Here is a 22,615-nt window from a genome sequence, read left to right as displayed (position 1 = left end):
TCAGGTTTTGCCGATTATTTCAGTCATCGCCTGTAGAATGCCGCCATTGCACCTGATGAGATTTTAGACATGTACGATTGGCTCAACGCCCTGCCCAAGGCTGAACTGCACCTGCACCTGGAAGGCTCGCTGGAGCCTGAGCTGCTGTTTGCCCTGGCCGAGCGCAACAAGATTGCGCTGCCCTGGAACGACGTCGACACCCTGCGCAAGGCCTACGCCTTCAACAACCTGCAAGAGTTTCTCGACCTGTATTACAAGGGCGCCGATGTGCTGCGCACCTCCCAGGACTTCTACGACCTGACCTGGGCCTACCTGCTGCGCTGCAAAGCGCAGAACGTGATCCACACCGAGCCCTTCTTCGACCCGCAAACCCACACCGACCGTGGCGTGCCGTTCGAAGTGGTGCTCAACGGCATCGCCGCCGCGCTCAAAGATGGCGAGCAGCAACTGGGCATCACCAGCGGTTTGATCCTCAGCTTCCTGCGCCACTTGAGCGAAGCCGAAGCCGAGAAAACCCTCGACCAGGCGCTGCCGTTCCGTGACGCGTTCGTGGCCGTGGGCCTGGACAGTTCGGAAATGGGCCACCCGCCGAGCAAGTTCCAGCGCGTGTTCGACCGTGCCCGCCACGAAGGCTTCCTCACCGTGGCCCACGCCGGCGAAGAAGGCCCGCCCGAGTACATCTGGGAAGCCATCGACCTGCTGAAAATCCAGCGTATCGACCATGGCGTGCGCGCCATCGAAGACGAGCGCCTGATGCAACGGATCATCGACGAACAGATCCCGCTGACCGTGTGCCCGCTGTCCAACACCAAGTTGCGCGTGTTCGACGACATGGCCCAGCACAACATCCTCGACATGCTCGAGCGTGGGGTGAAGGTGACGGTAAACTCGGACGATCCGGCGTACTTCGGCGGTTATGTCACCGAGAACTTCTATGCGCTGCACACCGCCCTGGGCATGACCCAGGACCAGGCCAAACGCCTGGCGCAAAACAGCCTGGATGCGCGGTTGGTGAAGCCATAACTGAATAAACACCGACTCACCATGTGGGAGCAGGCCCGCTCCCACATGCGTTGTGTATTACCAGTTAAATTTCGCTCAACTCTTCCAGCGTCTTCCCCTTCGTCTCCATCCCAAACACCCACACCACCAACGCCGCCACCGCAAAGCACAATGCGCCCAAGGCGAACACCCCGCCCTGCCCGGTGATCGGGAACACCAGCCCGGTCACCAGCGGCCCGAGCAACGACCCGACCCGCCCGATCGCCGACGCAAACCCGGCCCCCGTCGCCCGCGCCGAGGTGGGGTACAACTCCGGCGTGTAGGTGTACAGCACCGCCCACATGCCAAACAGAAAGAACTGCATCAACAGCCCCGAGGTAATCAGCAGGCCCACATTGCCGCCGACCACCGCGCTTTGCCCATACAGAAACGCCATCACCCCACCGCCGAGCAACGTCACGACGCACACCGGCTTGCGCCCCCAACGCTCCACCAGCCAGGCCGCCATCAGGAAGCCGGGAATCCCGCCCAGGGAAATGATCACGGTGTAATACACCGACTGGGTCACCGCAAACCCCGACTGCTGCAACAACGCACTCAACCACGACGTCAGCCCGTAAAACCCGAGCAAGGCGAAGAACCACACACTCCAGATCATCATCGTGCGTTGGCGATACTGCGCCGACCATAACTGCTGGAACGCCGAGAAGAAGTTACCCGGCACACTCTCCACCCGTGGCAGGCGAATGGGCTCCGGCAAGTCGGCGCGGCCCAGGGAGTCGCGCACTTTCTGCTCGATCCCCAGCAACACCTTATCTGCCGCCGCATGTCGCCCGGCCTGCTCCAGCCAGCGCGGCGACTCCGGGATAAAAAACCGAATCGCCAACACAAACACCGCCGGCACCGCCAGCACCAGGAAGATGTCGCGCCAGCCGATCACCAGCAGCAAAAAGTACGACAGCACCCCCGCAGCCACAAAACCCAACGGCCAGAAGCCATCCATCAACGCGATATAGCGCCCGCGCTTCTTGGCCGGAATCAGCTCCGAAAGCATCGACTGCGCAATGGGAAACTCCATGCCCATGCCAATGCCGAGCAGGATGCGAAACAGCGTCAGCGTCTCCACCGTCTGCGCCGTGGAACATAAGTAGCTGGCGATCCCCCACAATACGATGCTCCACTGGAACACCGGCTTGCGCCCGAATCGATCCGCGAGCATCCCGGACAACGACGCGCCCACCACCATGCCGAAAAAACTCGAACTGGCCAGCAAGCCCGCCTGGGCCGTGCTCAGGCCGAACTCGGTTTTGATCGAGCCGAGCAGGAAGGTCATCATCGCCAGATCCATGGAGTCGAAGAAAAACGCCAGGGCGATGATGATAAAAATGACTCGGTGGTAACCGCTGATGGGCAACCGTTCCAGCCGTTCTGCTGCGCTATAGCCGTGCGTACCCATGCCCCATCCCCCGTGTGAAAAATCCCTATTGGGAGTGTGGGGCATCGTTTTTCCGGGTTATTGCTGGGTGCGACCTGATCGCAACTCTGAACGACGCCATCCGGCATCAGAGCGCGTCGGGCCCGGCCAACCGCGTGATTTCCGCGAGCCCGGTGTCGCTGACCAGCAAGGCGCGGGACTCGTTGATCGCACTGATCCAGTTCGACTGCAAAAATAGCTGCAACAGCCCGGCCCCCAGCGCGCCACCCAGATGCGGTTGCTGCTGGCTCCAATCGAAACAGTCACACACCAGCGGTAACGCCAGCGCCTGGGTAAAGATGCCGAAGCCGGCCAGGTGCTGCGCGCCTTTGACCGTGACCAGGGTGCGGTGCTCGCAGCGCTCGATCCACCCAGCCGCGATCATCCGCTGATACAGCTGCGCCGCCAGCTCGCCACCCAGGTGGCCATGGCATAACCGCGCATGGCGCAGCAGGGCCGGAGCCGCAAGCGTCATCGGTGAAGCCTGCGGTGTGCTGCGCGCGGCACTGGCCATGGTGGTGCTGGCCAACGCATCGATCGCGGTGCTGACATCAGCCGCCGCCACACGAAACAGGCGCTTGCCGCGACGGGCCTCGACGCGCAGCAAACCGCCCCCGGTAAGCCGCGCCAGATGCGCGTTCGCCGAGGCCGGCGACAGCCCGACGAGCGTCGCCAGTTCGTGCGAAGACTTGGCCGAGCCGTCCATCAAGGCCCAGAGCATAGCGGTGCGTTTTGGCTCGGCGAGCAAGCTGGCAATCTGACTGATGCAAGGTGCCTGTTCCATCGGTTCACTCCTTGTTAGATCATTTGTCTGCTGTGGTTGGCGCCAAAGTATAGGTGCGCGAGCAACCAGTTCCCCGGCGTCTGACAGCGCGGATAGGGACAGGATCTGAGTGAAATTTCCTGCTTTCGTGGAGGCTATTACCCACTGGTGAATTGTTCCGACCGTTGCGCGGTCAATGTCGCACAGCGGGACACGAGCATTTCCCGCAGCAGATTAATGGGCTTACTCAACTGCGCACGATGGGCGCATAACAGGTTGAGCGGCGTGCGCTCGCCGCGCAGCTCAGGCAGAATCACGCGTAAGCGCCCGGCGAGGACATCGCTGCTCACATCCAACCAGGACTTGTAGGCGATGCCCACCCCTGCCACAGCCCATCGACGTACAACGTCAGCATCGTCACTGAAGCGGTCGCCGCCGACAGTCAGGCTGACTTCGCGTTTGCCGTCATGAAACGTCCAGTGGTCATGCACGCGACTGCCGAGCATATACAGCAGGCAATTGTGCTGGGCGAGTTGCTCCAGATAGCGCGGTTCGCCGTGGCGTGCGAGATAGCTGGGCGCCGCGCACAGCACGCGCACGTTATCCGGCGCGACAGGCAGCGCGACCAGGCTGGAATCTTCCGGTTCGCCATAGCGCAGGGCGATATCCACCGGCTGGCGGAACAGGTCGGCAATGCGGTCACCCAGCAGCAGGCGCACGGTCAGTTGCGGGTATTCACGCTGGAACTCGTCAAGCCAGGGCAACAGCTGGTTGCGGCCAAAATCCGAGGGCGCCGACAGTTGCAACACGCCGCTGACACGGTCCTGGGCACTGGCCAATAAGCGTCGCCCTTCATCCAGAGAACTTAGCGCAGCGCGCGCATATTCCAGAAAGCCTTCACCTTCAGCGGTGAGGCGCAGGCTGCGGGTAGAGCGTGCCAGCAAGCGCGTGCCGAGTTGCTGTTCGATGCGCTTCAACGCCGCGCTGGCCACCGCCGGCGACAGGTCCATGACCCGCGCTGCGGCCGACAAACTACCCAGGTCCGCCGCGCGCACGAACAACTGCAAATCATCAAAGCGCAGCATCCAATCCCACCCATTATCAATATATTGTTGAAACAGCCTGCTGTTTTAGCCGCTTTTATCTGCACGGGAAATAGCCAATCATCTGCCCATCCCGTACATCCCGCGTCAGGAGTTGAATATGTCCTCTGCCTTTAACGTCATCGCCACGCTGATCGCCAAACCTGGCCAACAAGACATCCTCGAGCCCCTGCTGCGCGGCCTGCTGGAACCGACCCGCCAGGAAGCCGGTTGCGAGCAGTACGACCTGCACCAGGACCTGCAGCATCCCGAGACGTTCTACATGCTCGAACGCTGGCGCGACGACGCCGCCCTGGCCGACCACGACCAGAGCGCACACATCCAGAGTTTCCGCACCAAGGCCGCCGACGTGCTCGCGCACTTCGAACTCAAGCGCCTGAAGTTTCTTGCCTGATCACCGCCCTTTTTCCGGAGCCCCCATGAAAGCCATTGCCTACTACGCCTCACTGCCGATCAACGATCCGAAATCCCTGCAAGACATCGAGTTGCCGGAACCGATCGCCGGCCCGCGCGACCTGCTGGTGGAAGTCAAAGCCATCTCGGTCAACCCGGTGGACACCAAGGTCCGCCAGAACGTCGCCCCGGAAAACGGCGCCGCCAAGGTGCTCGGCTGGGACGTGGCCGGTGTGGTCAAGGCCGTCGGCGGTGAAGTGACGCTGTTCAAGGCCGGTGACAAGGTGTTCTACGCCGGTTCCCTGGTACGCCCGGGCGGCAACAGCGAACGGCACACCGTGGACGAGCGCATCGTCGGCCATATGCCCAAGAGCCTGGGTTTTGCCGAAGCGGCCGCCTTGCCACTGACCGCCATCACCGCCTGGGAACTGTTGTTCGAACGCCTGCAAGTGCGCGAGGGTCAAGCGGATGAAGGCCAGAGCCTGCTGATCGTCGGCGCCGCCGGCGGCGTGGGTTCGATCCTGACCCAACTGGCCAGCCGGCTCACCGCATTGAAGGTCATCGGCACCGCATCGCGCCCGGAGACCCAGGCCTGGGCCAAGGCCCTTGGTGCCGACCTGGTGATCGACCATCGCCAGCCGCTGAGCGAAGCCCTGAAACACGCCGGTGTGGCCCACGTGACCCACGTCGCCAGCCTGACCCAGACCGACCAGCATTTGGATCAACTGGTCGAAGCCCTGCAGCCCCAGGGCAAGCTGGCGCTGATCGACGATCCCAAGGCCCTGGACGTGAGCACACTCAAGCGCAAGAGCCTGTCGCTGCACTGGGAGTTCATGTACACCCGTTCGATGTTCGAGACCCCGGACATGATCGAGCAACACAACCTGCTCAATCGCGTGGCCGAACTGATCGATGCCGGCACCCTGAAAACCACGCTGGGCGAACACTTCGGGGTGATCAACGCCGAGAACCTGCGCCGCGCCCATACGCTGTTGGAAAGCGGCAAGGCCAAGGGCAAGATCGTGCTGGAAGGGTTCTGAAAAAGGTCTGTCGGTGTCGTCCGTCATTCGTGTGAGTGATGGACGCCGCCACTAGTCAGAGAATTGACCTTTGTCATATTTGTGAGCGTATTCGGGTTTATATTGGCGGCCTTTGCAACGATTTTTTTACGTGAGGAAGTCAGCAATGAAGATCCTGATAAAAGCGTTAGCAAAATCCCCGGGCAACAAATGGCAGGTCCGTCTCGACGGCGACGCCATCACCTTCCGCAGTGAGGCCGAGGCCCGCGCCTTCGCCGAGACGCTGCAAGCGCGCATCCAGGCGCCCCACCGGTTCCCACTCGGCCAGCAACGTTCCGCCGCTGGCTGACCGACACTTTTTCAGACCTGCGCCTGCAGGGCTCGTGCCCGTTGCAGGCGCTGGGTCGACATCCCAATCGTCACCGCCAAGACCCCGCACACGCTGATGACCATGGCCATCGGCATTGCCGTGCCGTCGTGCAACACGCCCACCAACGAAGCCGCTCCCGCCGCCACGCCGAACTGAATGCAGCCGAGCATTGCCGAGGCGCTACCGGCCCGTGCGCCCTGCCCGCTCATGGCGCAGGCCGAGGTGTTGGGCAAAATGCAGCCCAGGCTGGCAATGCAGATAAACAGCGGCACCAGCAACGGCCACAACGCATCGGTGCGCAAGGCCGCAACGCCGAGCAGCGCCAACGCCGCCAGCATGTAGAGCCACACCGTGCGCGACAGCAAGAACGCCGGCCCGCGCCTGGCGAGCAAGCGCGCATTGACTTGGGCCATCAGGATAAAGCCGGCCGCGTTGGAGCCGAATACCCAGCCGTAATGCTCGGCGGGCACGCCATAGAGTTTGATGAACACGAACGGCGAACCGGCGATGTAGGCAAACATCCCGGCAATCGAAATACCCCCGGTCAGGGCGTAACCGAGGTAGACCCGGTCTGACAACAGGTCGATATAGCGGCGCAGCGACCCGGACAACGGTTGCCGAGGCTGATGGGCCGGAAAGGTTTCCGGCAAGCCGACCGCCACCGCGATCGCGGCCATCACGCTGAACACCGTCAGGGCCAGGAAGATCGACTGCCAGCCCCACACACCGACCATCAACCCGCCCGCCAATGGCGCGAGGATCGGCGCCAGGCCGGTCACCAGCATCAGTTGCGAATACACCTTGGCCGAGGTCACCACATCACACTTGTCGCTGACCACCGCGCGGGAAATCACCATGCCCGCGCAACCGCCGAGGGCCTGCACGAAGCGTGCGCCGATCAGCCATTCCAGGGACGGCGCGTAGGCGCATGCGAAGGATGCCAGCGTAAACAACGTGACACCGCTGAGCAGCGGCACACGGCGACCAAAGCGATCCGCCAGCGGACCGTAGATCAATTGACCGATGGCCAGGCCAGCGAAGTACACCGCCAAGGTCAACTGGATATGTTTTTCATCGGTGGCAAAAGCCGTGGCCATTGCCGGGAAGCCCGGCAGGTAAAAGTCAATCGCCAGCGGCGCGAAGGCGCTCAAGGCGCCCAAAATCAGGAGTATGCGCAGGTTCATCAGGCACCCAAGTATGTCGGCAGCCCGACAGTCTAGCCGCGCTTGGGTGCGTTGAACATTACGATAGCTCGCTAACTATTAAATCAGGCGACGCTGTAGCCTTCTTCCCGGATCAAGCCGGCGATCACGTCGCGGCTCAACTGGCTCTGCACGCTGACTTGCTTTGCCGCCAGGTCCACGTTCACTTCGGCTGCCGGGTCCTGATTCTGCACTGCCTGGGTCACCGCCCGGACGCAATGGCCGCAGGTCATTCCTTCAACGTTGAATACTTGCATGACATGACTCCTTGAATGAGGGTGGACGCAGTATCGACCTTGCCACGATGGCAAGGTCAAGCGGCAAAAATATCCGCCGGGCTGGTATTCGGTGACGCAGTCGGCCAAGCTTCACCCATCTTTGATGTGAACCACGGAGCACGCGCCATGCGCTGGTCGTTTTTTGCCCTTGTCGGCCTGATGAGCTTGTCTGCCGCTGCGCCCATGGCCAGCGCCGCCGAAGACTATGCGGTGCTGATCATTTCCCGCGAACGCCTAGAAGTACCGACCAACTGCGAGATCGGCCTGTACATCCAGGACCAGTTGGCCGGGCGCCTGTTCCAGGAACAGTCCACCTCGTTCAACCTGCCGGCCGGCAACGTATCGCTGCGCCTGAAGCTGCTGCCGGGCCAATCGCCTGGCTGCCTGCCGAGCCTGCTGGCGCCACCCGCGCAGAACATCACGCTGAAAGCCGGTGATGTGCGCAAATTACGCATCGCCCAAGGCCCGGAAGGCATGTACCTCAAGCCGGCGGCATTGGAATACTAAAGACGCTTGACCTTCCCCACAGGTCAAGGTTGATCCTAGGGGCAACTTCTTCAGGAGGACTGCCCCATGAATGGAACCACCACGTTTGACCTGCCCATCGGCGGCATGACCTGCGCCAGCTGCGCCGGGCGTGTCGAGCGCGCGCTGGGTAAGGTGCCGGGGGTGCAACGTGTCAGCGTGAACCTGGCCAACGAGCGCGCCCATATCGAGGTGCTCGGCCAAATGGACCCCGCCGTACTGATCGCCGCCGTCGACAAGGCCGGCTACAGCGCGTCCCTGCCCCAAAGCGAAACCAAGACCGAGGCCGATCAAGCCCAACGCCTGCACCACGAACGCTGGGCGCTGCTGCTGGCGATTGTGCTCGCATTGCCGCTGGTGCTGCCGATGCTGGCACAGCCCTTCGGCCTGCACTGGATGCTCCCGGCCTGGGTGCAGTTCGCCCTGGCCACGCCGGTACAGTTCATCTTCGGTGCGCGCTTTTATATTGCCGCATGGAAAGCCGTGCGCGCCGGTGCAGGCAATATGGACCTGCTGGTGGCAATCGGCACCAGCGCCGGTTACGGCCTGAGCCTGTATGAATGGCTCACCGCACCCGCCGGCAGCATGCCGCACCTGTATTTCGAAGCCTCGGCGGTGGTGATCGCCCTGGTGCTGCTCGGCAAATACCTGGAAAGCCGCGCCAAACGCCAGACCGCCAGCGCGATCCGGGCCCTGGAAGCCTTACGCCCGGAGCACGCGATTCGGGTGGTTGACGGCCGCGAAGAAGACGTCGCCATCAGCGCGCTGAAGCTCGGCGACCAAGTGCTGGTCAAACCCGGCGAGCGCTTCCCGGTGGACGGCGAAGTGGTCGACGGCCAAAGCCATGCCGACGAAGCGCTGATCAGCGGCGAAAGCCTGCCGGTGCCGAAACAACCGGGCGACAAGGTCACCGGCGGCGCCATCAACGGCGAAGGGCGCTTGCTGGTGCGCACCGTGGCCCTCGGCGCGGAAAGCGTGCTGGCGCGAATCATCCGCCTGGTGGAAGACGCCCAGGCGGCCAAGGCACCGATCCAGAAACTGGTGGATAAAGTCAGCCAGGTCTTCGTGCCGACGGTGCTGGTGCTGGCCTTGCTCACGCTGCTGGGCTGGTGGCTGTACGGCGCCTCGCTGGAGACCGCGATCATCAATGCGGTCGCCGTGCTGGTGATCGCCTGCCCGTGCGCCCTGGGCCTGGCCACACCGACCGCAATCATGGCCGGCACCGGCGTCGCCGCACGCCACGGCATTCTGATCAAGGATGCCGAAGCGCTGGAGCGCGCCCATGCCGTGAGCGCGGTGGTCTTCGACAAGACCGGCACGCTCACCTCCGGCACGCCGAAAATCGCCCACCTGGCGGCGGTAGACGGCAACGAGCCGCTACTGCTGCAACAGGCCGGCGCCTTGCAACGCGGCAGCGAACACCCGCTGGCCAAGGCGGTGCTGGATGCCTGCCGCGAACAAGGGCTGAACGTCGCCGATGTGAGCGCCAGCCAGTCCCTGACCGGGCGCGGCATTGCCGGCACCCTCGACGGTCGGCCACTGGCCCTGGGCAACCGCCGCCTGCTGGAAGACAACGGGCTGGACGCGGGCGCACTGAGCCCTTCGGCCAAGGCTTGGGAAGCCGAAGGCCGCACCTTGTCCTGGCTGATCGAACAAGGCGCGCAACCGCGCGTACTCGGGCTGTTCGCCTTCGGCGACACGCTCAAGCCCGGCGCGCTGGAAGCCGTGGCCCAACTCAAGGCGCGGCACATCAGCAGCCACTTGCTCACCGGCGATAATCGCGGCAGTGCGCGGGTCGTCGCCGAGGCACTGGGCATCGACGATGTCCACGCCGAAGTGCTCCCGGCCGATAAAGCCGCCACCGTCGCCGAACTGAAAAAAACCGGCGTGGTGGCGATGGTCGGCGACGGCATCAACGACGCTCCAGCCCTGGCCGCCGCCGATATCGGCATCGCTATGGGCGGCGGCACCGACGTGGCCATGCACGCCGCTGGCATCACCCTGATGCGCGGTGATCCACGCCTGGTGCCGGCGGCGCTGGAGATCAGCCGCAAGACCTACGCAAAGATCCGCCAGAACCTGTTCTGGGCCTTTGTGTATAACTTGATCGGCATTCCCCTGGCGGCGTTCGGCCTGCTCAACCCGGTGTTGGCCGGTGCGGCGATGGCGCTGTCGAGCGTCAGCGTGGTGAGCAATGCGCTGTTGTTGAAAACCTGGAAACCCAAGGATCTGGAGGACCCACATCCATGAGCATGAACATCGGCCAGGCGGCGCGTTCAAGCGGTTTGAGCGCCAAGATGATCCGCTACTACGAATCCATCGGGCTGTTGAAAGCTGCCCAGCGCACCGACAGCGGCTATCGCGTGTACGGCTCCGACGAGTTGCACACCCTGGCGTTTATCAAGCGTTCGCGGGACCTGGGGTTTTCCCTGGAAGAGGTCGGCAAGCTGCTGACCTTGTGGCAGGACCGACAGCGGGCCAGCGCCGATGTGAAGGCCTTGGCGCGCCAGCATATTGAAGAGCTGAATCAGAAGATTCGCGAACTGGGGCAGTTGCGCGATACGTTGCAGGACCTGGTGGAACACTGCCACGGTGATCATCGGCCGGATTGTCCGATTCTCAAGGAGTTGGCGTCGGGTAGTTGCTGCGCCTGAAGGGGTAAGTGGTGCACACAAAACCCATGTGGGAGGGGGGCTGAACTGGTCAACTAATTTTGGACACCAGTTAAGGTTTCACGCCGCCAGTTTCTCCATAGCTACCGGCGACCGGTAGCCGTTGTAGCTGTGGAGCCTGACGTTGTTGTAACGCATCAAATAACGCTGCAAATCCACTCGGGCTTCATGCTCTGAGCTGTAGCCATCTTCTGGTACCCATTCTGATTTAAGGCTCCCAAAGAAACGCTCCATCGGGGCGTTGTCCCAGCACTCACCTTTGCGACTCATGCTTTGCAGGAGTCCATGCTTGCGCATTTCATTCCTGAATTTGTGGCTGGTGTACTGACAGCCTTGGTCGGAGTGAAACAGCACCTCTTTTGGACGGCCTCGCAACTCGACCGCCATTCGCAACGCTTCGCAGGTCAGCGTGGCATCGGAAATCATCGAAAACGACCACCCCACAATCCGGCGAGCGAACAGATCCAGAACTGCCGCGAAATACATCCAGCGCTTGCCGACTTTGATATACGTCACATCGCCACACCACACCTGGTTGATCGCTGTGACATCAAACTGGCGCTTGAGCACATGCGGCGCTACCAGCGCTTCCACGCCGGATGATTTGTACTTATGCCGCCGGCGTTGACGACTGATGACGCCCGCTTCACGCATCAGGCTGCGCGCCATGTACCGCCCGACGCGATGCCCCTTGGCTTGCAGTTCCTTAGCTAAAGTGCGCGATCCAGCAGATGCTCTGGACTCCTTGTGATGCTCGACCAGGGCGGCTTTGAGCTTTTCCCGCTCAGGTTTCACCTTGCCTTGGCGCTGACGCCAGGCGTAAAAGCTGCTGCGGTTAACACCGAACGCCCGACAGCAATTGTTAACGCCGTACTGCTCGTCCAGCTCACAGATCAACGTGAATGATCTTTGGCGTCCAACAGCAAGAGAGCACTGGCCTTTTTTAGGATTTCGATGTCCAGGTCTTTTTGCCTGAGTAACGCTTTGAGCTGCTGAATCTCTCGTTGATCGGCGGTAATAGCCTTGGCGCCAATCGGAGTCGAGCCCAGCCGCTCTTTGCGAACCTGATCGACCCAGCGGCGCAACGCAGTCGGGCCAATATCCAGACTGGCACAGACGTCGGGAACCGACTGCCCCTCGTCCAGCACCATGCTGGCCGCCTTGAGTTTGAACTCACTCGAATAAGATTTACGCATATCCAAACACCTCAGATTTGGGCGCCATCATAGCGCCCGATTGAAGTGTCCAAAATCATTAGGCCAGTTCAGGCTTGCCCCCGATAGCGGTGGACCAGTCAATATAAGTATCGACTGACACGGCGCCATCGGGGGCAAGCCCCCTCCCACATTTAGATCTTCAATTGCCTGGAGATCATTTCCACACGTCAGGAAGTTGCTGCGCCTGAAGGGGAAGGGGTAAGGGGTGTACACAAAACCAATGTGGGAGGGGGCTTGCCCCCGATAGCAGTGGACCAGTCAATATAAGTATCGACTGACACGGCGCTATCGGGGGCGAGCCCCCTCCCACATTTAGATCTTCAATTGCCTGGAGATCATTCCCACACCTCGGGAAGTTGCTGCGACTGAAGGGGGAAGCGGTAAGGGGTGTACACAAAACCAATGTGGGAGGGGGCTTGCCCCCGATAGCAGTGGACCAGTCAATATAAGTATCGACTGACACGGCGCTATCGGGGGCGAGCCCCCTCCCACATTTAGATCTTCAATTGCCTGGAGATCATTCCCACACCTCGGGAAGTTGCTGCGACTGAAGGGGGAAGCGGTAAGGGGTGTACACAAAACCAATGTGGGAGGGGGCTTGCCCCCGATAGCAGTGGACCAGTCAATATAAGTATCGACTGACACGGCGCCATCGGGGGCGAGCCCCCTCCCACATTTAGATCTTCAATTACCTGAAGATCATTTCCACATTTTTAGATCTCCAACGGTTTGGAGATCACTGCATCCAAGGCGGCGGCGGTTCTTCCGCTGTCTTGCTCGCGGGGGCATCATCCGCCGCGCGGATCGCCTGGCGCCGTTCGTCATCCAGTCGCGCCGCTTCGATCTCGCGGATCACGCCACCGACATCCGCCAGTTCTTCCGGTTCGTCGAACTCGCCGGTCAAGATGCTGCCAGGGTGCAAGGTGCCGGCTTCGTACAGCGCCCACATTTCCTTGGCGTACTTGGTAGTCCTCAACTCCGGGGCAAAACGTCCGAAGTAGGAAGCCATGTTGCCCACATCCCGCTCCAGCATGCTGAACGCGTGGTTGTTGCCCGCCGCATCCACCGCCTGGGGCAGGTCGATGATCACCGGGCCCGTCGGCGTGAGCAGTACGTTGAACTCGGACAGGTCACCGTGCACCAGGCCGGTACACAGCATCAGCACGATCTGGGAGATCAGGAACGCGTGGTACTCGCGCGCCTGGTCCGGTTCCAGCGTCACGTCGTTCAGACGCGGCGCCGCATCGCCGTACTCATCGGCCACCAGTTCCATCAACAGCACGCCTTCCAGGAAGTCATACGGCTGGGGCACGCGAACGCCCGCACCGGCCAGGCGGAACAACGCCGCGACTTCGGCGTTCTGCCAGGCATCTTCGGTTTCTTTCTTGCCGAATTTGGAGCCCTTGGCCATGGCCCGGGCCTGCCGGCTGTTACGGACCTTACGGCCTTCCTGGTATTCGGACGCTTGACGAAAACTTCGTTTGTTCGCCTCCTTGTAAACCTTGGCGCAACGCAATTCATTGCCGCAGCGCACCACATAAACAGCTGCTTCTTTACCACTCATAAGTGGGCGCAGCACTTCGTCGACCAGACCGTCTTCGATCAGGGGTTCAATGCGTTTAGGAGTCTTCATCAGCTTTTATTGTGGGTCCTTTATTACCAAACACGCGTATGGCACTCGTTATACGGCAATCGGCTCGCCTCGGGGAGGGGCTAGCGAGCTTTGACCACCGAAGAATGCATCCAATATGCCAATTTTCCACGCAATTCAACGCTCAATGATCGCCGTCACGCCCTGCCCTCCGGCGGCACAGATCGAAATCAGCCCGCGCCCCTTGCCCGCGACGTCCAACAGCTTGGCCAGGTTGGCGACGATACGCCCGCCCGTCGCGGCAAACGGATGCCCGGCGGCCAGGGAACTGCCCTTGACGTTGAGGCGGCTGCGGTCAATCGAACCCAGCGCCGCGTCGAGCCCCAGGTGGGTCTTGCAGTAATCCGCATCTTCCCATGCCTTGAGCGTGCACAACACTTGGGCAGCGAATGCTTCGTGGATCTCGTAGTAATCAAAGTCCTGCAGTGTCAGGCCATTCCGCGCCAGCAAACGCGGCACGGCGTACACCGGCGCCATCAACAGGCCTTCGGCACCGTTGACGAAATCCACCGCCGCCGCTTCGCCGTCGCGCAGGTAAGCCAGGATCGGCAAGCCGCGCTCCCTGGCCCAGGCTTCGCTGCCGAGCAACACCAGGGAAGCACCGTCCGTCAGGGGCGTGGAATTGCCGGCGGTGAGCGTGCCTTTGGCGCTACGCTCGAAGGCGGGCTTGAGGCCGGCGAGTTTTTCCAGGGTCAGGTCGGGGCGCAGGTTGTTGTCACGGGTGAGGCCCAGAAACGGGGTGAGCAAATCGTTGTGCCAGCCTTCGGCGTAGGACGCGGCCATTTTCTGGTGACTTTCCAGGGCCAACTGGTCCTGCTCGGCACGGGGGATCTGCCAGGTCTGCGCCATCAGTTCACAGTGCTGGCCCATGGATAAACCGGTGCGCGGTTCGCCATTGCGCGGCAGTTCCGGCTTGAGGTGATGCGGACGAAGTTGTAACAGGACTTTTAGTTTGTCCGCCATAGACCGGCTGCGATTGGCCTGCAGCAAAATCTTGCGCAGCCCTTCATTCACCCCGATCGGTGCGTCGGACGTGGTGTCCACCCCTCCGGCAATCCCGCATTCGATCTGGCCCAGGGCAATCTTGTTGGCCACCAGCAACGCTGCTTCCAGCCCGGTGCCGCAAGCCTGCTGAATGTCATAGGCCGGGGTTTGCGGCGACAGGCGCGAGCCCAGCACGCATTCGCGAGTCAGGTTGAAGTCGCGTGAATGCTTGAGCACCGCGCCGGCGGCCACCTCGCCCAGGCGCAGGCCGTGCAGGTTGTAGCGCTCGATCAGGCCCTCCAGGGTGGCCGTCAGCATCGCCTGATTGCTCGCTGTGGCATACGGGCCATTGGAGCGGGCGAACGGAATCCGATTACCGCCAATGATCGCTACACGGCGCAATTGAGTCATGGAAAGCTCCCTGTCGGTTGTGGGGTAAGTCCTTCAGACTAGCCTAGGCTCAATCGAACGACTGCCGCCCCGGGGTGGTCAACCCTTTGAACCCCAGCCTTCGGAGAGCGTTCCATGTCTGACCGTTATATTGACTTCGCCAACTCAAGCCTCGGCCATCGCCTGGTCGCCGCCATTGGCCTGCCGTCACCGGTACGCCTGGAACGCTGGCAAGCCGGGCGCCTGCGCCCGGTCGATGGCGCACTGCTGCTCGGCGGCGGCGCGCTGGCGGCCAAGGTGCTGGCGTTTGCGCACAAACTCACCGAGGCCATTTATAGCTACGGCGCCGGGGCAATGGAAGCACCGGCCTGGATTCCCGGGCACGGCCCCAAACTCAAGGCGCTGGTGTTCGACGCCAGCGACTTGCAACACACCGACCAACTCAAGCAACTGCGTGAGTTCTTTCAGCCACTGCTGAAAAATCTCGATCACAGCGCGCACCTGGTGATCCTCGGCCGCGCCCCGGAAAGTCTCAGCGACCCGTTCGCCGCCAGCGCCCAGCGCGCCCTCGAAGGGTTCAGTCGCTCCCTGGCCAAGGAACTGCGCAACGGTGGCGTGTTGCAATTGCTGTCGGTCGGCCAAGGTGCCGAGGACCAGTTGGAAGGGGCGCTACGGTTTTTCCTCTCGCCCAAAAGTGCCTATATCTCGGGTCAGGTGATTCGTCTGGAAGCCTGCACCACCCCCGTCGAAGACTGGACGCGCCCGCTTGCCGGGCGCAAAGCGCTGGTCACCGGCGCGGCGCGGGGCATTGGCGCCGCCATCGCCGAAACCCTCGCCCGTGACGGCGCCGAGGTCATTCTGCTGGATGTGCCCCAAGCCAAGGCCGACCTCGAAGCCCTGGCCGCGCGCCTGGGAGGGCGCACCGTCGTGCTGGATATCTGCGCCGAAGACGCCGCCCGCCAGTTGATCGAACAACTACCCGATGGCCTCGACATTCTGGTCCATAACGCCGGCATCACCCGCGACAAAACCCTGGCCAACATGACCCCGGAATACTGGGACGCCGTGCTGGCGGTCAACCTCAACGCGCCACAAGTGCTGACCAAGGCCCTGCTCGACAGCGGCACCCTGCACGACAACGCGCGCGTGGTGCTGCTGGCCTCCATCAGCGGGATTGCCGGCAACCGCGGGCAAACCAACTATGCCGCGAGCAAGGCCGGGCTGATCGGGCTGGCCCAGGCCTGGGCACCACGGTTGAAGGCGCGGGGGATCAGCATCAACGCCGTAGCCCCCGGTTTTATCGAAACCCAGATGACCGCGCATATCCCGTTCGCGCTGCGTGAGGCCGGGCGCCGCATGAGCTCGCTGGGCCAGGGCGGCTTGCCGCAGGATGTCGCCGAAGCGGTGGCCTGGCTCGGTCAACCGGGCTCCGGCGCGGTCAGCGGCCAAGCGCTGCGGGTGTGTGGGCAAAGTGTGCTGGGAGCGTAAGCATGGAATGGAAAACCCTCGACCGCCCACCGATGCTTGCGCCGTTGTACTGGCACGCGGTGCTCAAGCGCAAAATCACCGGCAGCCACTTGCCCGAGCAGGGGTTTCGCTGCCGTGTGAGCGTCAACCCCCAGCATGTGGCGGCGTATCGCAAGGTGTGCGGCTTTGCCGACAGCCCAATGCTGCCGGCAACTTATCCACACATCCTGGCATTCGGCCTGCAGTTGCAACTGCTGACGGCCCCATCGTTTCCGTTCCCGCTGTTGGGGCTGGTCCACCTCAGCAATCGCATCCGTGTTCACCGGCCCTTGAGTGCGGTGAGTGACCTGACCATCGCCGTACACGCAGAAAACCTCCAGCCCCACGCCAAGGGCGCGACGTTTGAGGTGGTGACCACCGTCGAAGATGCCCTCGGCCTGCTGTGGGAAGCGCAGAGCCGCATGCTCTGCCGTGGCGTGAAGCTCGACGGCGCGGCGGCGGACGACGCCTTGCCCACGCCCTCCCAGCTCAGCGAATTGACCCACTGGAAAGCCCCCGCCGATATCGGCCGTCGCTACGCCTGGGTGTCCGGCGATTACAACCCGATCCATTTAAGCGCCCTGACTGCCAAATTATTCGGTTTCCCCCAAGCCATTGCCCACGGCCTGTGGAACAAGGCGCGGACCCTCGCCGCCCTGGGTGAGCACCTGCCCGTGGCGAATATCGACATAGACGTCGAGTTCAAGAAACCGGTACGCCTGCCCAGCGCGGTCGCCCTGCACGCCAGCGGCGCTGGTTCCAGTGGCGAGTTGTGGTTAAAAGGCTCGGGGGATATTGAACACATGGTGGGTAGATGGCGGCCGATTGGCTGAAACCGGCCGGTGATCTCGCTCGGGCAACGCAGTTTCAGTGCGGTGGATAGCTGGAAAGGATTCGGCTGACCGTCTTGCGGATGGCGTTGCTACGATCCTGCGGGTCGGGCGAGTTGGCCATGATTTGCTCGTCGCTACCGCGCCAGACGAGTTTGCCGTCCTTGCCGTCGAGCAGGTCGATCTGGAGGGTCGCCACCTTGTAGCTGATGCTGCGCGTTTCGTTGTACATCGGCGCGCCCCAGTAGCCATTCCACGGCCCGCCCCAGGCGCCACCGTAGTTGGTGCTGACTTGTTGCTGGCGGTCTTCGACGATCAGGTAGGCCTGTGCAGTCAGGTCCGCCCTGGTGCCCACCGCTGCGGGGCGCAGGCCGCGTTGGTCGAGTTGTTCGCCGACGGCCTGGCGGATACGTTGCTCGGTGAGGTCGCTCTTGATCCGCGGATCATCGGGACGGTATTGCACAGCCGGGTCTTTCCACGCCCAACTGCGGTAGGCACCGAAGTCTCGGCTGGCATCGAAGTCGTGGTTGACCTGGCTGGTCTGGCAACCGCCCAACAGCGCGACAAAAGCGAGCGTTGCGATACGTCGAAACATGGTGGTTCTCCAACGAGCGATCCGGGCATTAAATGAGAATAGCTGTTAACTGGGAGGATACGCCGTCATTGCCTTTTGCACCGCCTGGCGCAACGCATCCGCCCGCTCACTGAGGCTGCCCTGGCTGCCGGTTTCAGCACTGGCACTCCACACCGGCTGACCGCTGCGCGCATCGAACAGATTGACCCGCACGACGACGACCTGAACTTCATAGGTGCGCACGATCGGCGCCGAGTTGTACATGCCGTAGCCGTTGCCATAACGATTGTAGCCGCCGTACCCATAGCCGTAGTCATCCTGGACCTGCTTGAGGCGCTTCTCCAGATGCACGTCGGCGCTCACCAGCAGGTCGGGCGCGCGGTTGTCGTGCAGGGGGCGCAAGCCACGCTGGTCGAGGGCGCCGCTGACCGCTTCGGCCACTTGCGCCGAGTCCGCCCAGGCCGTGCCCGCCGGCAACTGGCCGTTGCGCCAGGCCCAAATGCGATAGGCCCCATAGTCACGCACCGGCGCGGGATACGCGCTGGCATCAAAGGTCTGGGCCGCCTGGGCCGGCGCCGGCGGGATCGGCGCCGAGGCGGCCACGTAAGGATTGGGGCTGGAGCAGGCGCCCAGCCCGAGGGACAACAGGATTAACCCGAAACGACGCATTTCGACCTCCACTGACTGGGCCGCTTAAACCGGACGGCAGATCCAGTGCAAATACCGCCCAAGCCCGGCAAAACTTGGGTGACGACGATGAGCGAGCTCCATCTCCAACACCTCCTTCAAATCCACGCGGGCCTGGAATTCCACCGGCATATAGTCATGGAACACCCGCACGCCGCTGTGGCTTTCGACCTGCCAAAGCCCATCGAGTTGCGCCGCCAACTCTCGCGGGTCGAGCGGCTGTTGCGGAGTCAGGCTTTGCTTTTCGCCGGCCATGTCGTTCTTGCGCATTTTGCGGAAGTGGCCTTTGAGCAGGTTGCGGTAAATCAGTGCATCGCGGTTGTAGAACGCCAGCGACAACCAGCCACCGGGCACCGTCAACTGGTGCAGCACGGGCAGGATCGCGTGGGGTTCGGCCAGCCATTCGAGAACGGCGTGACACAGCACCACATCGTAGGGCTCGGTGAGTTGGCCGAGCAGGTCTTGCCAGGGCGCGTGGATAAAGGTCGCGGTCTGCCCGGCCTCGGCGAAGCGTTGGCGCGCACCGCTAAGCATCGGCTCGGCGGGTTCGGCCAGGGTCACCTGATGCCCACGCTCGGCCAGCCACAGCGACATATGCCCCAGGCCCGCGCCGATATCCAGCACGCGCAGCGGCCGCTGTGGCAAGGCTTCGGTGAGGTCGGCCTGCAACACTGCCAGGCGAATTGCGCCTTTGGCACCGCCGTAGATTTTCTCGGCAAAGCGCGTGGCCAGTTGGTCGAAGTGACGATCACTCATGGGCAAACCGCCGTTCGCTGTCGGCCAGCTTGGCGCGCACCACCTCGTTCATGTCCAGGCCCAACTCGCTGCACAGCAACAGCAGGTACAGCACGATATCGCCGACTTCCTGGCCAGCGTGGGCGAGTGTGTCGGCGGACAACTGGCGCGACTGGTCTTCGGTGAGCCATTGGAAGATTTCGACCAACTCGGCCATTTCCACACTGGCGGCCATGGCCAGGTTTTTCGGGCTGTGGAATTGTTTCCAGTTGTTAGTATCGCGGATGCGATGCAGGCGTTCGGTGAGGTGTTCGAGGTTCATGGGGGGCTCCTGAAGGCGTATAGCTTCGGGGGGATCAGGGATGAAGGCAAGTGAATCCGGGTGATGGACTTTAGGGCGCTATCGCAGGCAAGCCTGCTCCCACATTTGAATGGATTCACACATCAGAATGTGGGGGCTGGCTTGGCAGTGATGGGGTTTAGTCGACGACGCTGAATTCGATTCGGGCGGTTTGGCCGGCTTCATCGAGAACGCTGAGCTGGTAGCGGCCCAATTGCTCGAAACTGGCGCTGATGCTGTCCTGGTTGGCGCTGTCGCCCAACGGCGCGCCGTTGAGGAACCACCAGCGCCGGCCACTGCCGCCCAGGGCGGAGAGGTTGAGGCGCAGCGTCTGTTGGCTGGCGGCGGGCAGGCGCAGTTGATCGCCCTCGCGCACGCCGACGATCGACAACGGCGACGACGCGGCCAGTGCCGGCGGCGGGCAATCGGGGTCAGCGGCCGGCAGGCGCGCATCACGACGCTCAGCCCTGGGCAACCAGGGCTCCAACGGCGCGGGCCACAGGGCGATGTTTTTCAACACGGCGCCGGGGCAATGGGCGTCCACCCTCAAGCCCTTGCTGCTGACCCAGACGCTTTCCATCAAGCCCACACTCAACGGCTGATCCAGTGCCTGCAAGGTCGGCGGCGTGGTGTTGTCCAGCGTCCAGGCGAAGCGCTGGCGGCGACAATTGGGATCGCTGCGGCTCATGGGCTGGCCCAGCGGCCAACAGATCGCCGCCACACCGACATTCGTCGGCACCGGTTTGACCGGCGCGCTGATGCCGCGCTGACTGTCGCGGTTGGTCAACACGTCATGCACCTGCAACATCAACGGCGCGGCCGAGGCCAGGCCAAACTGCCCCGGTACCGGCGTGCCATCGGGGCGACCAATCCACACACCGATCAAATAGCGCGGCCCCACGCCGATCGCCCAGGCATCCCGGAAACCGTAGCTGGTGCCGGTTTTCCAGGCCAGCGCCGGGCGCTGCACCAGTTCGGCACGCGGGTCGCGGTCGGGCCGCGCCTGACCGCTGAGGATACGCCGCACAATCCAGGCGGACCCTGGCGACAGTAATGGCCGTTCTTTAAGCGTATCGTCCGGCTGTAATCGAATCGTGGCGCTCCTCCCGTCGCGGGCGAAGGCGCTGTAACCGCTCACCAGATCTTCCAGGCGACTGCCCGCGCCGCCCAGGATCAACGCCAGGTTCGGCTCGGCCAACGCCGGCAACGCCAACGGCACCCCACCGATACGCATCTGCGCGGCAAAGCGCTTCGGCCCGTAGGCTTCCAACAACTGCACCGCCGGCAGGTTGAGCGAACTGGACAACGCCGTGCTCGCCGGCACCGCGCCGGTAAAGCCCATAGAGAAGTTACCCGGCCGGTAATCGCCATAACGCCTGGGCACATCCTGCAACAGCGATTCGGAGTGAATCAGCCCCTCGTCCAGGGCCATGCCATACAGGAAGGGCTTGAGGGTCGAGCCCGGCGAACGCAACGCGCTGATCATGTCCACATGGCCGAAGCGCTTGGCGTCATTGATATCCACCGAGCCTAAGTAGGCGCGCACGGCCATGCTGTCTTCCTCCACCACCAGGATCGCCGCCGAGGTGTATTCCGGCAAACGTGCGCGCCAGCCCAGCAGCAGGTCTTCGAGACGGCGTTGCAGGGTGGCGTCCAGGGTGGTGCGGATCAGCGGCGGGCTGTCGGAGCGGTTCAGGCGGCGGGCAAGCAAGGGCGCCAGGCTGGGCTCCAGGCGCGGCGCGAGCAGCAACGGTTCTTCCAGGGCCTCGGCCACCGCCGACGCGGGCCATACCTGGAACTCGCCGAGGCGGCGCAGCACCTTGTCCCGGGCTTCCTGGGCGCGCTGGGGGTGGCGGTCGGGGCGCAGGCGGCTCGGCGCCTGGGGCAACACGGCGAGCAAGGCGGCTTCGGCATGAGTCAGTTGCGCCGGCGACTTGCCCAGATAAGCCCAACTGGCCGCTGCCACGCCTTGCAACGTGCCGCCAAACGGCGCGCGGTTCAGGTACAGATTGAGAATCTCGGCCTTGGACAAGTGCCATTCCAACTGCGCGGTGCGCCACAGTTGGCGCAGCTTGCCGTGGAACGTGCGCGAATGGGGATCGAGCAAACGGGCGACCTGCATCGACAAGGTACTGCCACCCGACACCACCCGCGCGCCGGTCAGGTTCTGCCACGTCGCCCGCGCCAGCGCCAACGGGTTCACGCCGGGGTGCTGGTAGAACCAACGGTCCTCGTAGGTGAGCAGCGCATCGAGGTAATACGGCGACACTTCACCGGTTTGCACCGGGTAACGCCACACGCCATTGGCATCGGCAAATCGCCACAACGGCGTGCCATCCTCGGCCAGCACCACCCGCGCCAAATCATCCTTAGGCAACGGCAACGGCCAGATGCGGTCGGCCGCCCACAACAGCGCAATCACCAGGAGCAGGCTCGCCAGGGTCCAGCGAGCAACTAAACGCAAATTCAAACGGGCAAACCTCTATGCTTGCAGGGAACTAGCCGGCGTTATCAACAACCAAAGGCACAGACACGCCCACCTTCTCATCAGGACACGCACATGCAGGTAGAAAGCTTTTTCGAATGGTTGGGCCAGGCGCTCGGCTCCGTCATCCGTTTTATCGTCGACGGCCTCAGCGGCATCTTCGGTGCCTTGACCCACGCCGGTGGCAACTTTATCGATGGCCTGTCGCGCACCTTGGGCATGGACACGTCCATCATCAGCATCATTACCCTGATCCTCGGCCTGATGCTGCTGTACTCGGCCGTTCGCGCCTTCATGCGCGCATCGATCATCATGGGCATCATCTGGCTGATGCTCGGCCTATGGCTGCTCAGTTGGGTCGTCCACTAACCCCCCACCAAAAAACACCACAAATCCCTGTGGGAGGGGGCTTGCC

Annotated in this window: 24 protein-coding genes; 10 read left to right on the top strand and 14 right to left on the bottom strand. The window is 62.8% G+C overall.

Features of this window, described 5'->3' with window-relative positions; all coding sequences use genetic code 11:
• The first annotated feature begins 69 nt into the window (after nucleotides 1–69).
• Nucleotides 70–1,023 (top strand): adenosine deaminase, encoded by a 954-nt coding sequence (locus tag P3S72_RS04055; protein WP_247402074.1) that lies wholly within the window; start codon nucleotides 70–72, stop codon nucleotides 1,021–1,023.
• A gap of 64 nt (nucleotides 1,024–1,087) precedes the next feature.
• Here the strand turns inward: P3S72_RS04055 and P3S72_RS04050 are convergent, their stop codons facing one another.
• The 3 genes from P3S72_RS04050 to P3S72_RS04040 form a co-directional block, all read right to left on the bottom strand.
• The gene (locus P3S72_RS04050; protein ID WP_276196346.1) at nucleotides 1,088–2,458 is read right to left on the bottom strand and encodes an MFS transporter; all 1,371 of its coding nucleotides are present in this window, start codon (nucleotides 2,456–2,458) and stop codon (nucleotides 1,088–1,090) included.
• A gap of 106 nt (nucleotides 2,459–2,564) precedes the next feature.
• Nucleotides 2,565–3,260, bottom strand: a complete 696-nt coding sequence (locus tag P3S72_RS04045; RefSeq protein WP_276196345.1) for a helix-turn-helix transcriptional regulator — start codon at nucleotides 3,258–3,260, stop codon at nucleotides 2,565–2,567.
• Nucleotides 3,261–3,397: 137 nt separating this feature from the next.
• On the bottom strand, nucleotides 3,398–4,324 hold the full coding sequence (locus tag P3S72_RS04040; RefSeq protein ID WP_276196344.1) for a LysR family transcriptional regulator: 927 nt from the start codon (nucleotides 4,322–4,324) through the stop codon (nucleotides 3,398–3,400).
• Between the two features lie 118 nt (nucleotides 4,325–4,442).
• Between P3S72_RS04040 and P3S72_RS04035 the strand changes: the two genes are divergently transcribed.
• From P3S72_RS04035 to P3S72_RS04025, 3 genes are all read left to right on the top strand, one after another.
• Nucleotides 4,443–4,736 (top strand): putative quinol monooxygenase, encoded by a 294-nt coding sequence (locus tag P3S72_RS04035; protein WP_247402556.1) that lies wholly within the window; start codon nucleotides 4,443–4,445, stop codon nucleotides 4,734–4,736.
• Nucleotides 4,737–4,761: 25 nt separating this feature from the next.
• Nucleotides 4,762–5,775, top strand: a complete 1,014-nt coding sequence (locus tag P3S72_RS04030) for a zinc-binding alcohol dehydrogenase family protein (protein ID WP_276196343.1) — start codon at nucleotides 4,762–4,764, stop codon at nucleotides 5,773–5,775.
• 145 nt (nucleotides 5,776–5,920) lie between these two features.
• A complete protein-coding gene (locus P3S72_RS04025; RefSeq protein ID WP_253393220.1) occupies nucleotides 5,921–6,103 on the top strand; it encodes a hypothetical protein in 183 nt (60 codons plus the stop codon).
• 11 nt (nucleotides 6,104–6,114) lie between these two features.
• Here the strand turns inward: P3S72_RS04025 and P3S72_RS04020 are convergent, their stop codons facing one another.
• Nucleotides 6,115–7,308, bottom strand: coding sequence for a multidrug effflux MFS transporter (locus P3S72_RS04020; protein WP_276196342.1), 1,194 nt, complete (start codon nucleotides 7,306–7,308; stop codon nucleotides 6,115–6,117).
• An 83-nt stretch (nucleotides 7,309–7,391) separates the two neighbouring features.
• On the bottom strand, nucleotides 7,392–7,583 hold the full coding sequence (locus P3S72_RS04015; RefSeq protein WP_276196341.1) for a cation transporter: 192 nt from the start codon (nucleotides 7,581–7,583) through the stop codon (nucleotides 7,392–7,394).
• A 147-nt stretch (nucleotides 7,584–7,730) separates the two neighbouring features.
• Between P3S72_RS04015 and P3S72_RS04010 the strand changes: the two genes are divergently transcribed.
• The 3 genes from P3S72_RS04010 to cueR all read left to right on the top strand — a co-directional run bounded on the left by P3S72_RS04010 (nucleotide 7,731) and on the right by cueR (nucleotide 10,783).
• The gene (locus P3S72_RS04010) at nucleotides 7,731–8,111 is read left to right on the top strand and encodes a hypothetical protein (RefSeq protein WP_276196340.1); all 381 of its coding nucleotides are present in this window, start codon (nucleotides 7,731–7,733) and stop codon (nucleotides 8,109–8,111) included.
• Nucleotides 8,112–8,177: 66 nt separating this feature from the next.
• Entirely contained in the window at nucleotides 8,178–10,379 is a 2,202-nt protein-coding gene (locus P3S72_RS04005; protein ID WP_276196339.1) for a heavy metal translocating P-type ATPase, read from the top strand.
• Nucleotides 10,380–10,381: 2 nt separating this feature from the next.
• Nucleotides 10,382–10,783 (top strand): Cu(I)-responsive transcriptional regulator, encoded by a 402-nt coding sequence (cueR, locus tag P3S72_RS04000; protein WP_276197891.1) that lies wholly within the window; start codon nucleotides 10,382–10,384, stop codon nucleotides 10,781–10,783.
• Between the two features lie 78 nt (nucleotides 10,784–10,861).
• Here cueR and P3S72_RS03995 read toward each other — a convergent pair whose 3' ends face one another.
• The 4 genes from P3S72_RS03995 to P3S72_RS03980 all read right to left on the bottom strand — a co-directional run bounded on the left by P3S72_RS03995 (nucleotide 10,862) and on the right by P3S72_RS03980 (nucleotide 15,064).
• Complete coding sequence (locus P3S72_RS03995) at nucleotides 10,862–11,698, bottom strand: IS3 family transposase (protein WP_276193551.1); 837 nt, start codon at nucleotides 11,696–11,698, stop codon at nucleotides 10,862–10,864.
• Nucleotides 11,695–11,997, bottom strand: a complete 303-nt coding sequence (locus tag P3S72_RS03990) for a transposase (protein WP_276193552.1) — start codon at nucleotides 11,995–11,997, stop codon at nucleotides 11,695–11,697. Before P3S72_RS03990 ends, P3S72_RS03995 begins: the two co-directional genes overlap by 4 nt.
• 757 nt (nucleotides 11,998–12,754) lie before the next feature.
• Nucleotides 12,755–13,651 carry a PA4780 family RIO1-like protein kinase gene (locus P3S72_RS03985; protein WP_276196338.1) on the bottom strand — a complete coding sequence of 299 codons (897 nt, stop codon included), beginning with the start codon at nucleotides 13,649–13,651 and terminating at the stop codon, nucleotides 12,755–12,757.
• 135 nt (nucleotides 13,652–13,786) lie between these two features.
• Nucleotides 13,787–15,064, bottom strand: a complete 1,278-nt coding sequence (locus tag P3S72_RS03980) for an acetyl-CoA C-acetyltransferase (RefSeq protein ID WP_276196337.1) — start codon at nucleotides 15,062–15,064, stop codon at nucleotides 13,787–13,789.
• Between the two features lie 114 nt (nucleotides 15,065–15,178).
• On the opposite strand from P3S72_RS03980, the gene P3S72_RS03975 reads away from it, so the two are divergent.
• Both P3S72_RS03975 and P3S72_RS03970 read left to right on the top strand, forming a co-directional pair.
• Nucleotides 15,179–16,531 (top strand): 3-oxoacyl-ACP reductase, encoded by a 1,353-nt coding sequence (locus tag P3S72_RS03975; protein ID WP_276196336.1) that lies wholly within the window; start codon nucleotides 15,179–15,181, stop codon nucleotides 16,529–16,531.
• 2 nt (nucleotides 16,532–16,533) lie between these two features.
• Nucleotides 16,534–17,382 (top strand): MaoC/PaaZ C-terminal domain-containing protein, encoded by an 849-nt coding sequence (locus P3S72_RS03970; protein ID WP_276196335.1) that lies wholly within the window; start codon nucleotides 16,534–16,536, stop codon nucleotides 17,380–17,382.
• Between the two features lie 34 nt (nucleotides 17,383–17,416).
• Here the strand turns inward: P3S72_RS03970 and P3S72_RS03965 are convergent, their stop codons facing one another.
• The 5 genes from P3S72_RS03965 to pbpC form a co-directional block, all read right to left on the bottom strand.
• Nucleotides 17,417–17,974 carry a DUF4136 domain-containing protein gene (locus P3S72_RS03965; protein ID WP_276196334.1) on the bottom strand — a complete coding sequence of 186 codons (558 nt, stop codon included), beginning with the start codon at nucleotides 17,972–17,974 and terminating at the stop codon, nucleotides 17,417–17,419.
• A 45-nt stretch (nucleotides 17,975–18,019) separates the two neighbouring features.
• A complete protein-coding gene (locus P3S72_RS03960; RefSeq protein WP_276196333.1) occupies nucleotides 18,020–18,622 on the bottom strand; it encodes a DUF4136 domain-containing protein in 603 nt (200 codons plus the stop codon).
• Nucleotides 18,623–18,646: 24 nt separating this feature from the next.
• A complete protein-coding gene (locus P3S72_RS03955) occupies nucleotides 18,647–19,396 on the bottom strand; it encodes a methyltransferase (RefSeq protein WP_276196332.1) in 750 nt (249 codons plus the stop codon).
• Entirely contained in the window at nucleotides 19,389–19,697 is a 309-nt protein-coding gene (locus P3S72_RS03950; protein ID WP_276196331.1) for a MazG-like family protein, read from the bottom strand. The genes P3S72_RS03955 and P3S72_RS03950 overlap by 8 nt, the downstream gene beginning before the upstream one ends.
• Nucleotides 19,698–19,854: 157 nt before the next feature.
• On the bottom strand, nucleotides 19,855–22,185 hold the full coding sequence (gene pbpC / locus P3S72_RS03945) for a peptidoglycan glycosyltransferase PbpC (protein WP_276196330.1): 2,331 nt from the start codon (nucleotides 22,183–22,185) through the stop codon (nucleotides 19,855–19,857).
• Nucleotides 22,186–22,275: 90 nt separating this feature from the next.
• Between pbpC and P3S72_RS03940 the strand changes: the two genes are divergently transcribed.
• Nucleotides 22,276–22,569, top strand: coding sequence for a hypothetical protein (locus P3S72_RS03940; protein ID WP_017849656.1), 294 nt, complete (start codon nucleotides 22,276–22,278; stop codon nucleotides 22,567–22,569).
• Nucleotides 22,570–22,615: the final 46 nt, after the last annotated feature.

The sequence above is a fragment of the Pseudomonas sp. D3 genome, from assembly GCF_029320995.1.
GTDB lineage: Bacteria > Pseudomonadota > Gammaproteobacteria > Pseudomonadales > Pseudomonadaceae > Aquipseudomonas > Aquipseudomonas paraveronii.
Note: the sequence above shows the minus strand (reverse complement) of the source record. Positions and strands in the feature narration are given on the sequence as shown.

Excerpts from the sequence above, each read along its gene's own strand:
- P3S72_RS04055 (WP_247402074.1), top strand. The coding sequence starts at position 70 with ATGTACGATTGGCTCAACGCCCTGCCCAAGGCTGAACTGCACCTGCAC.
- P3S72_RS04050 (WP_276196346.1), bottom strand. The coding sequence starts at position 2,458 with ATGGGTACGCACGGCTATAGCGCAGCAGAACGGCTGGAACGGTTGCCC.
- P3S72_RS04045 (WP_276196345.1), bottom strand. The coding sequence starts at position 3,260 with ATGGAACAGGCACCTTGCATCAGTCAGATTGCCAGCTTGCTCGCCGAG.
- P3S72_RS04040 (WP_276196344.1), bottom strand. The coding sequence starts at position 4,324 with ATGCTGCGCTTTGATGATTTGCAGTTGTTCGTGCGCGCGGCGGACCTG.
- P3S72_RS04035 (WP_247402556.1), top strand. The coding sequence starts at position 4,443 with ATGTCCTCTGCCTTTAACGTCATCGCCACGCTGATCGCCAAACCTGGC.
- P3S72_RS04030 (WP_276196343.1), top strand. The coding sequence starts at position 4,762 with ATGAAAGCCATTGCCTACTACGCCTCACTGCCGATCAACGATCCGAAA.
- P3S72_RS04025 (WP_253393220.1), top strand. The coding sequence starts at position 5,921 with ATGAAGATCCTGATAAAAGCGTTAGCAAAATCCCCGGGCAACAAATGG.
- P3S72_RS04020 (WP_276196342.1), bottom strand. The coding sequence starts at position 7,308 with ATGAACCTGCGCATACTCCTGATTTTGGGCGCCTTGAGCGCCTTCGCG.
- P3S72_RS04015 (WP_276196341.1), bottom strand. The coding sequence starts at position 7,583 with ATGCAAGTATTCAACGTTGAAGGAATGACCTGCGGCCATTGCGTCCGG.
- P3S72_RS04010 (WP_276196340.1), top strand. The coding sequence starts at position 7,731 with ATGCGCTGGTCGTTTTTTGCCCTTGTCGGCCTGATGAGCTTGTCTGCC.
- P3S72_RS04005 (WP_276196339.1), top strand. The coding sequence starts at position 8,178 with ATGAATGGAACCACCACGTTTGACCTGCCCATCGGCGGCATGACCTGC.
- cueR (WP_276197891.1), top strand. The coding sequence starts at position 10,382 with ATGAACATCGGCCAGGCGGCGCGTTCAAGCGGTTTGAGCGCCAAGATG.
- P3S72_RS03990 (WP_276193552.1), bottom strand. The coding sequence starts at position 11,997 with ATGCGTAAATCTTATTCGAGTGAGTTCAAACTCAAGGCGGCCAGCATG.
- P3S72_RS03985 (WP_276196338.1), bottom strand. The coding sequence starts at position 13,651 with ATGAAGACTCCTAAACGCATTGAACCCCTGATCGAAGACGGTCTGGTC.
- P3S72_RS03980 (WP_276196337.1), bottom strand. The coding sequence starts at position 15,064 with ATGACTCAATTGCGCCGTGTAGCGATCATTGGCGGTAATCGGATTCCG.
- P3S72_RS03975 (WP_276196336.1), top strand. The coding sequence starts at position 15,179 with ATGTCTGACCGTTATATTGACTTCGCCAACTCAAGCCTCGGCCATCGC.
- P3S72_RS03970 (WP_276196335.1), top strand. The coding sequence starts at position 16,534 with ATGGAATGGAAAACCCTCGACCGCCCACCGATGCTTGCGCCGTTGTAC.
- P3S72_RS03965 (WP_276196334.1), bottom strand. The coding sequence starts at position 17,974 with ATGTTTCGACGTATCGCAACGCTCGCTTTTGTCGCGCTGTTGGGCGGT.
- P3S72_RS03960 (WP_276196333.1), bottom strand. The coding sequence starts at position 18,622 with ATGCGTCGTTTCGGGTTAATCCTGTTGTCCCTCGGGCTGGGCGCCTGC.
- P3S72_RS03955 (WP_276196332.1), bottom strand. The coding sequence starts at position 19,396 with ATGAGTGATCGTCACTTCGACCAACTGGCCACGCGCTTTGCCGAGAAA.
- P3S72_RS03950 (WP_276196331.1), bottom strand. The coding sequence starts at position 19,697 with ATGAACCTCGAACACCTCACCGAACGCCTGCATCGCATCCGCGATACT.
- P3S72_RS03940 (WP_017849656.1), top strand. The coding sequence starts at position 22,276 with ATGCAGGTAGAAAGCTTTTTCGAATGGTTGGGCCAGGCGCTCGGCTCC.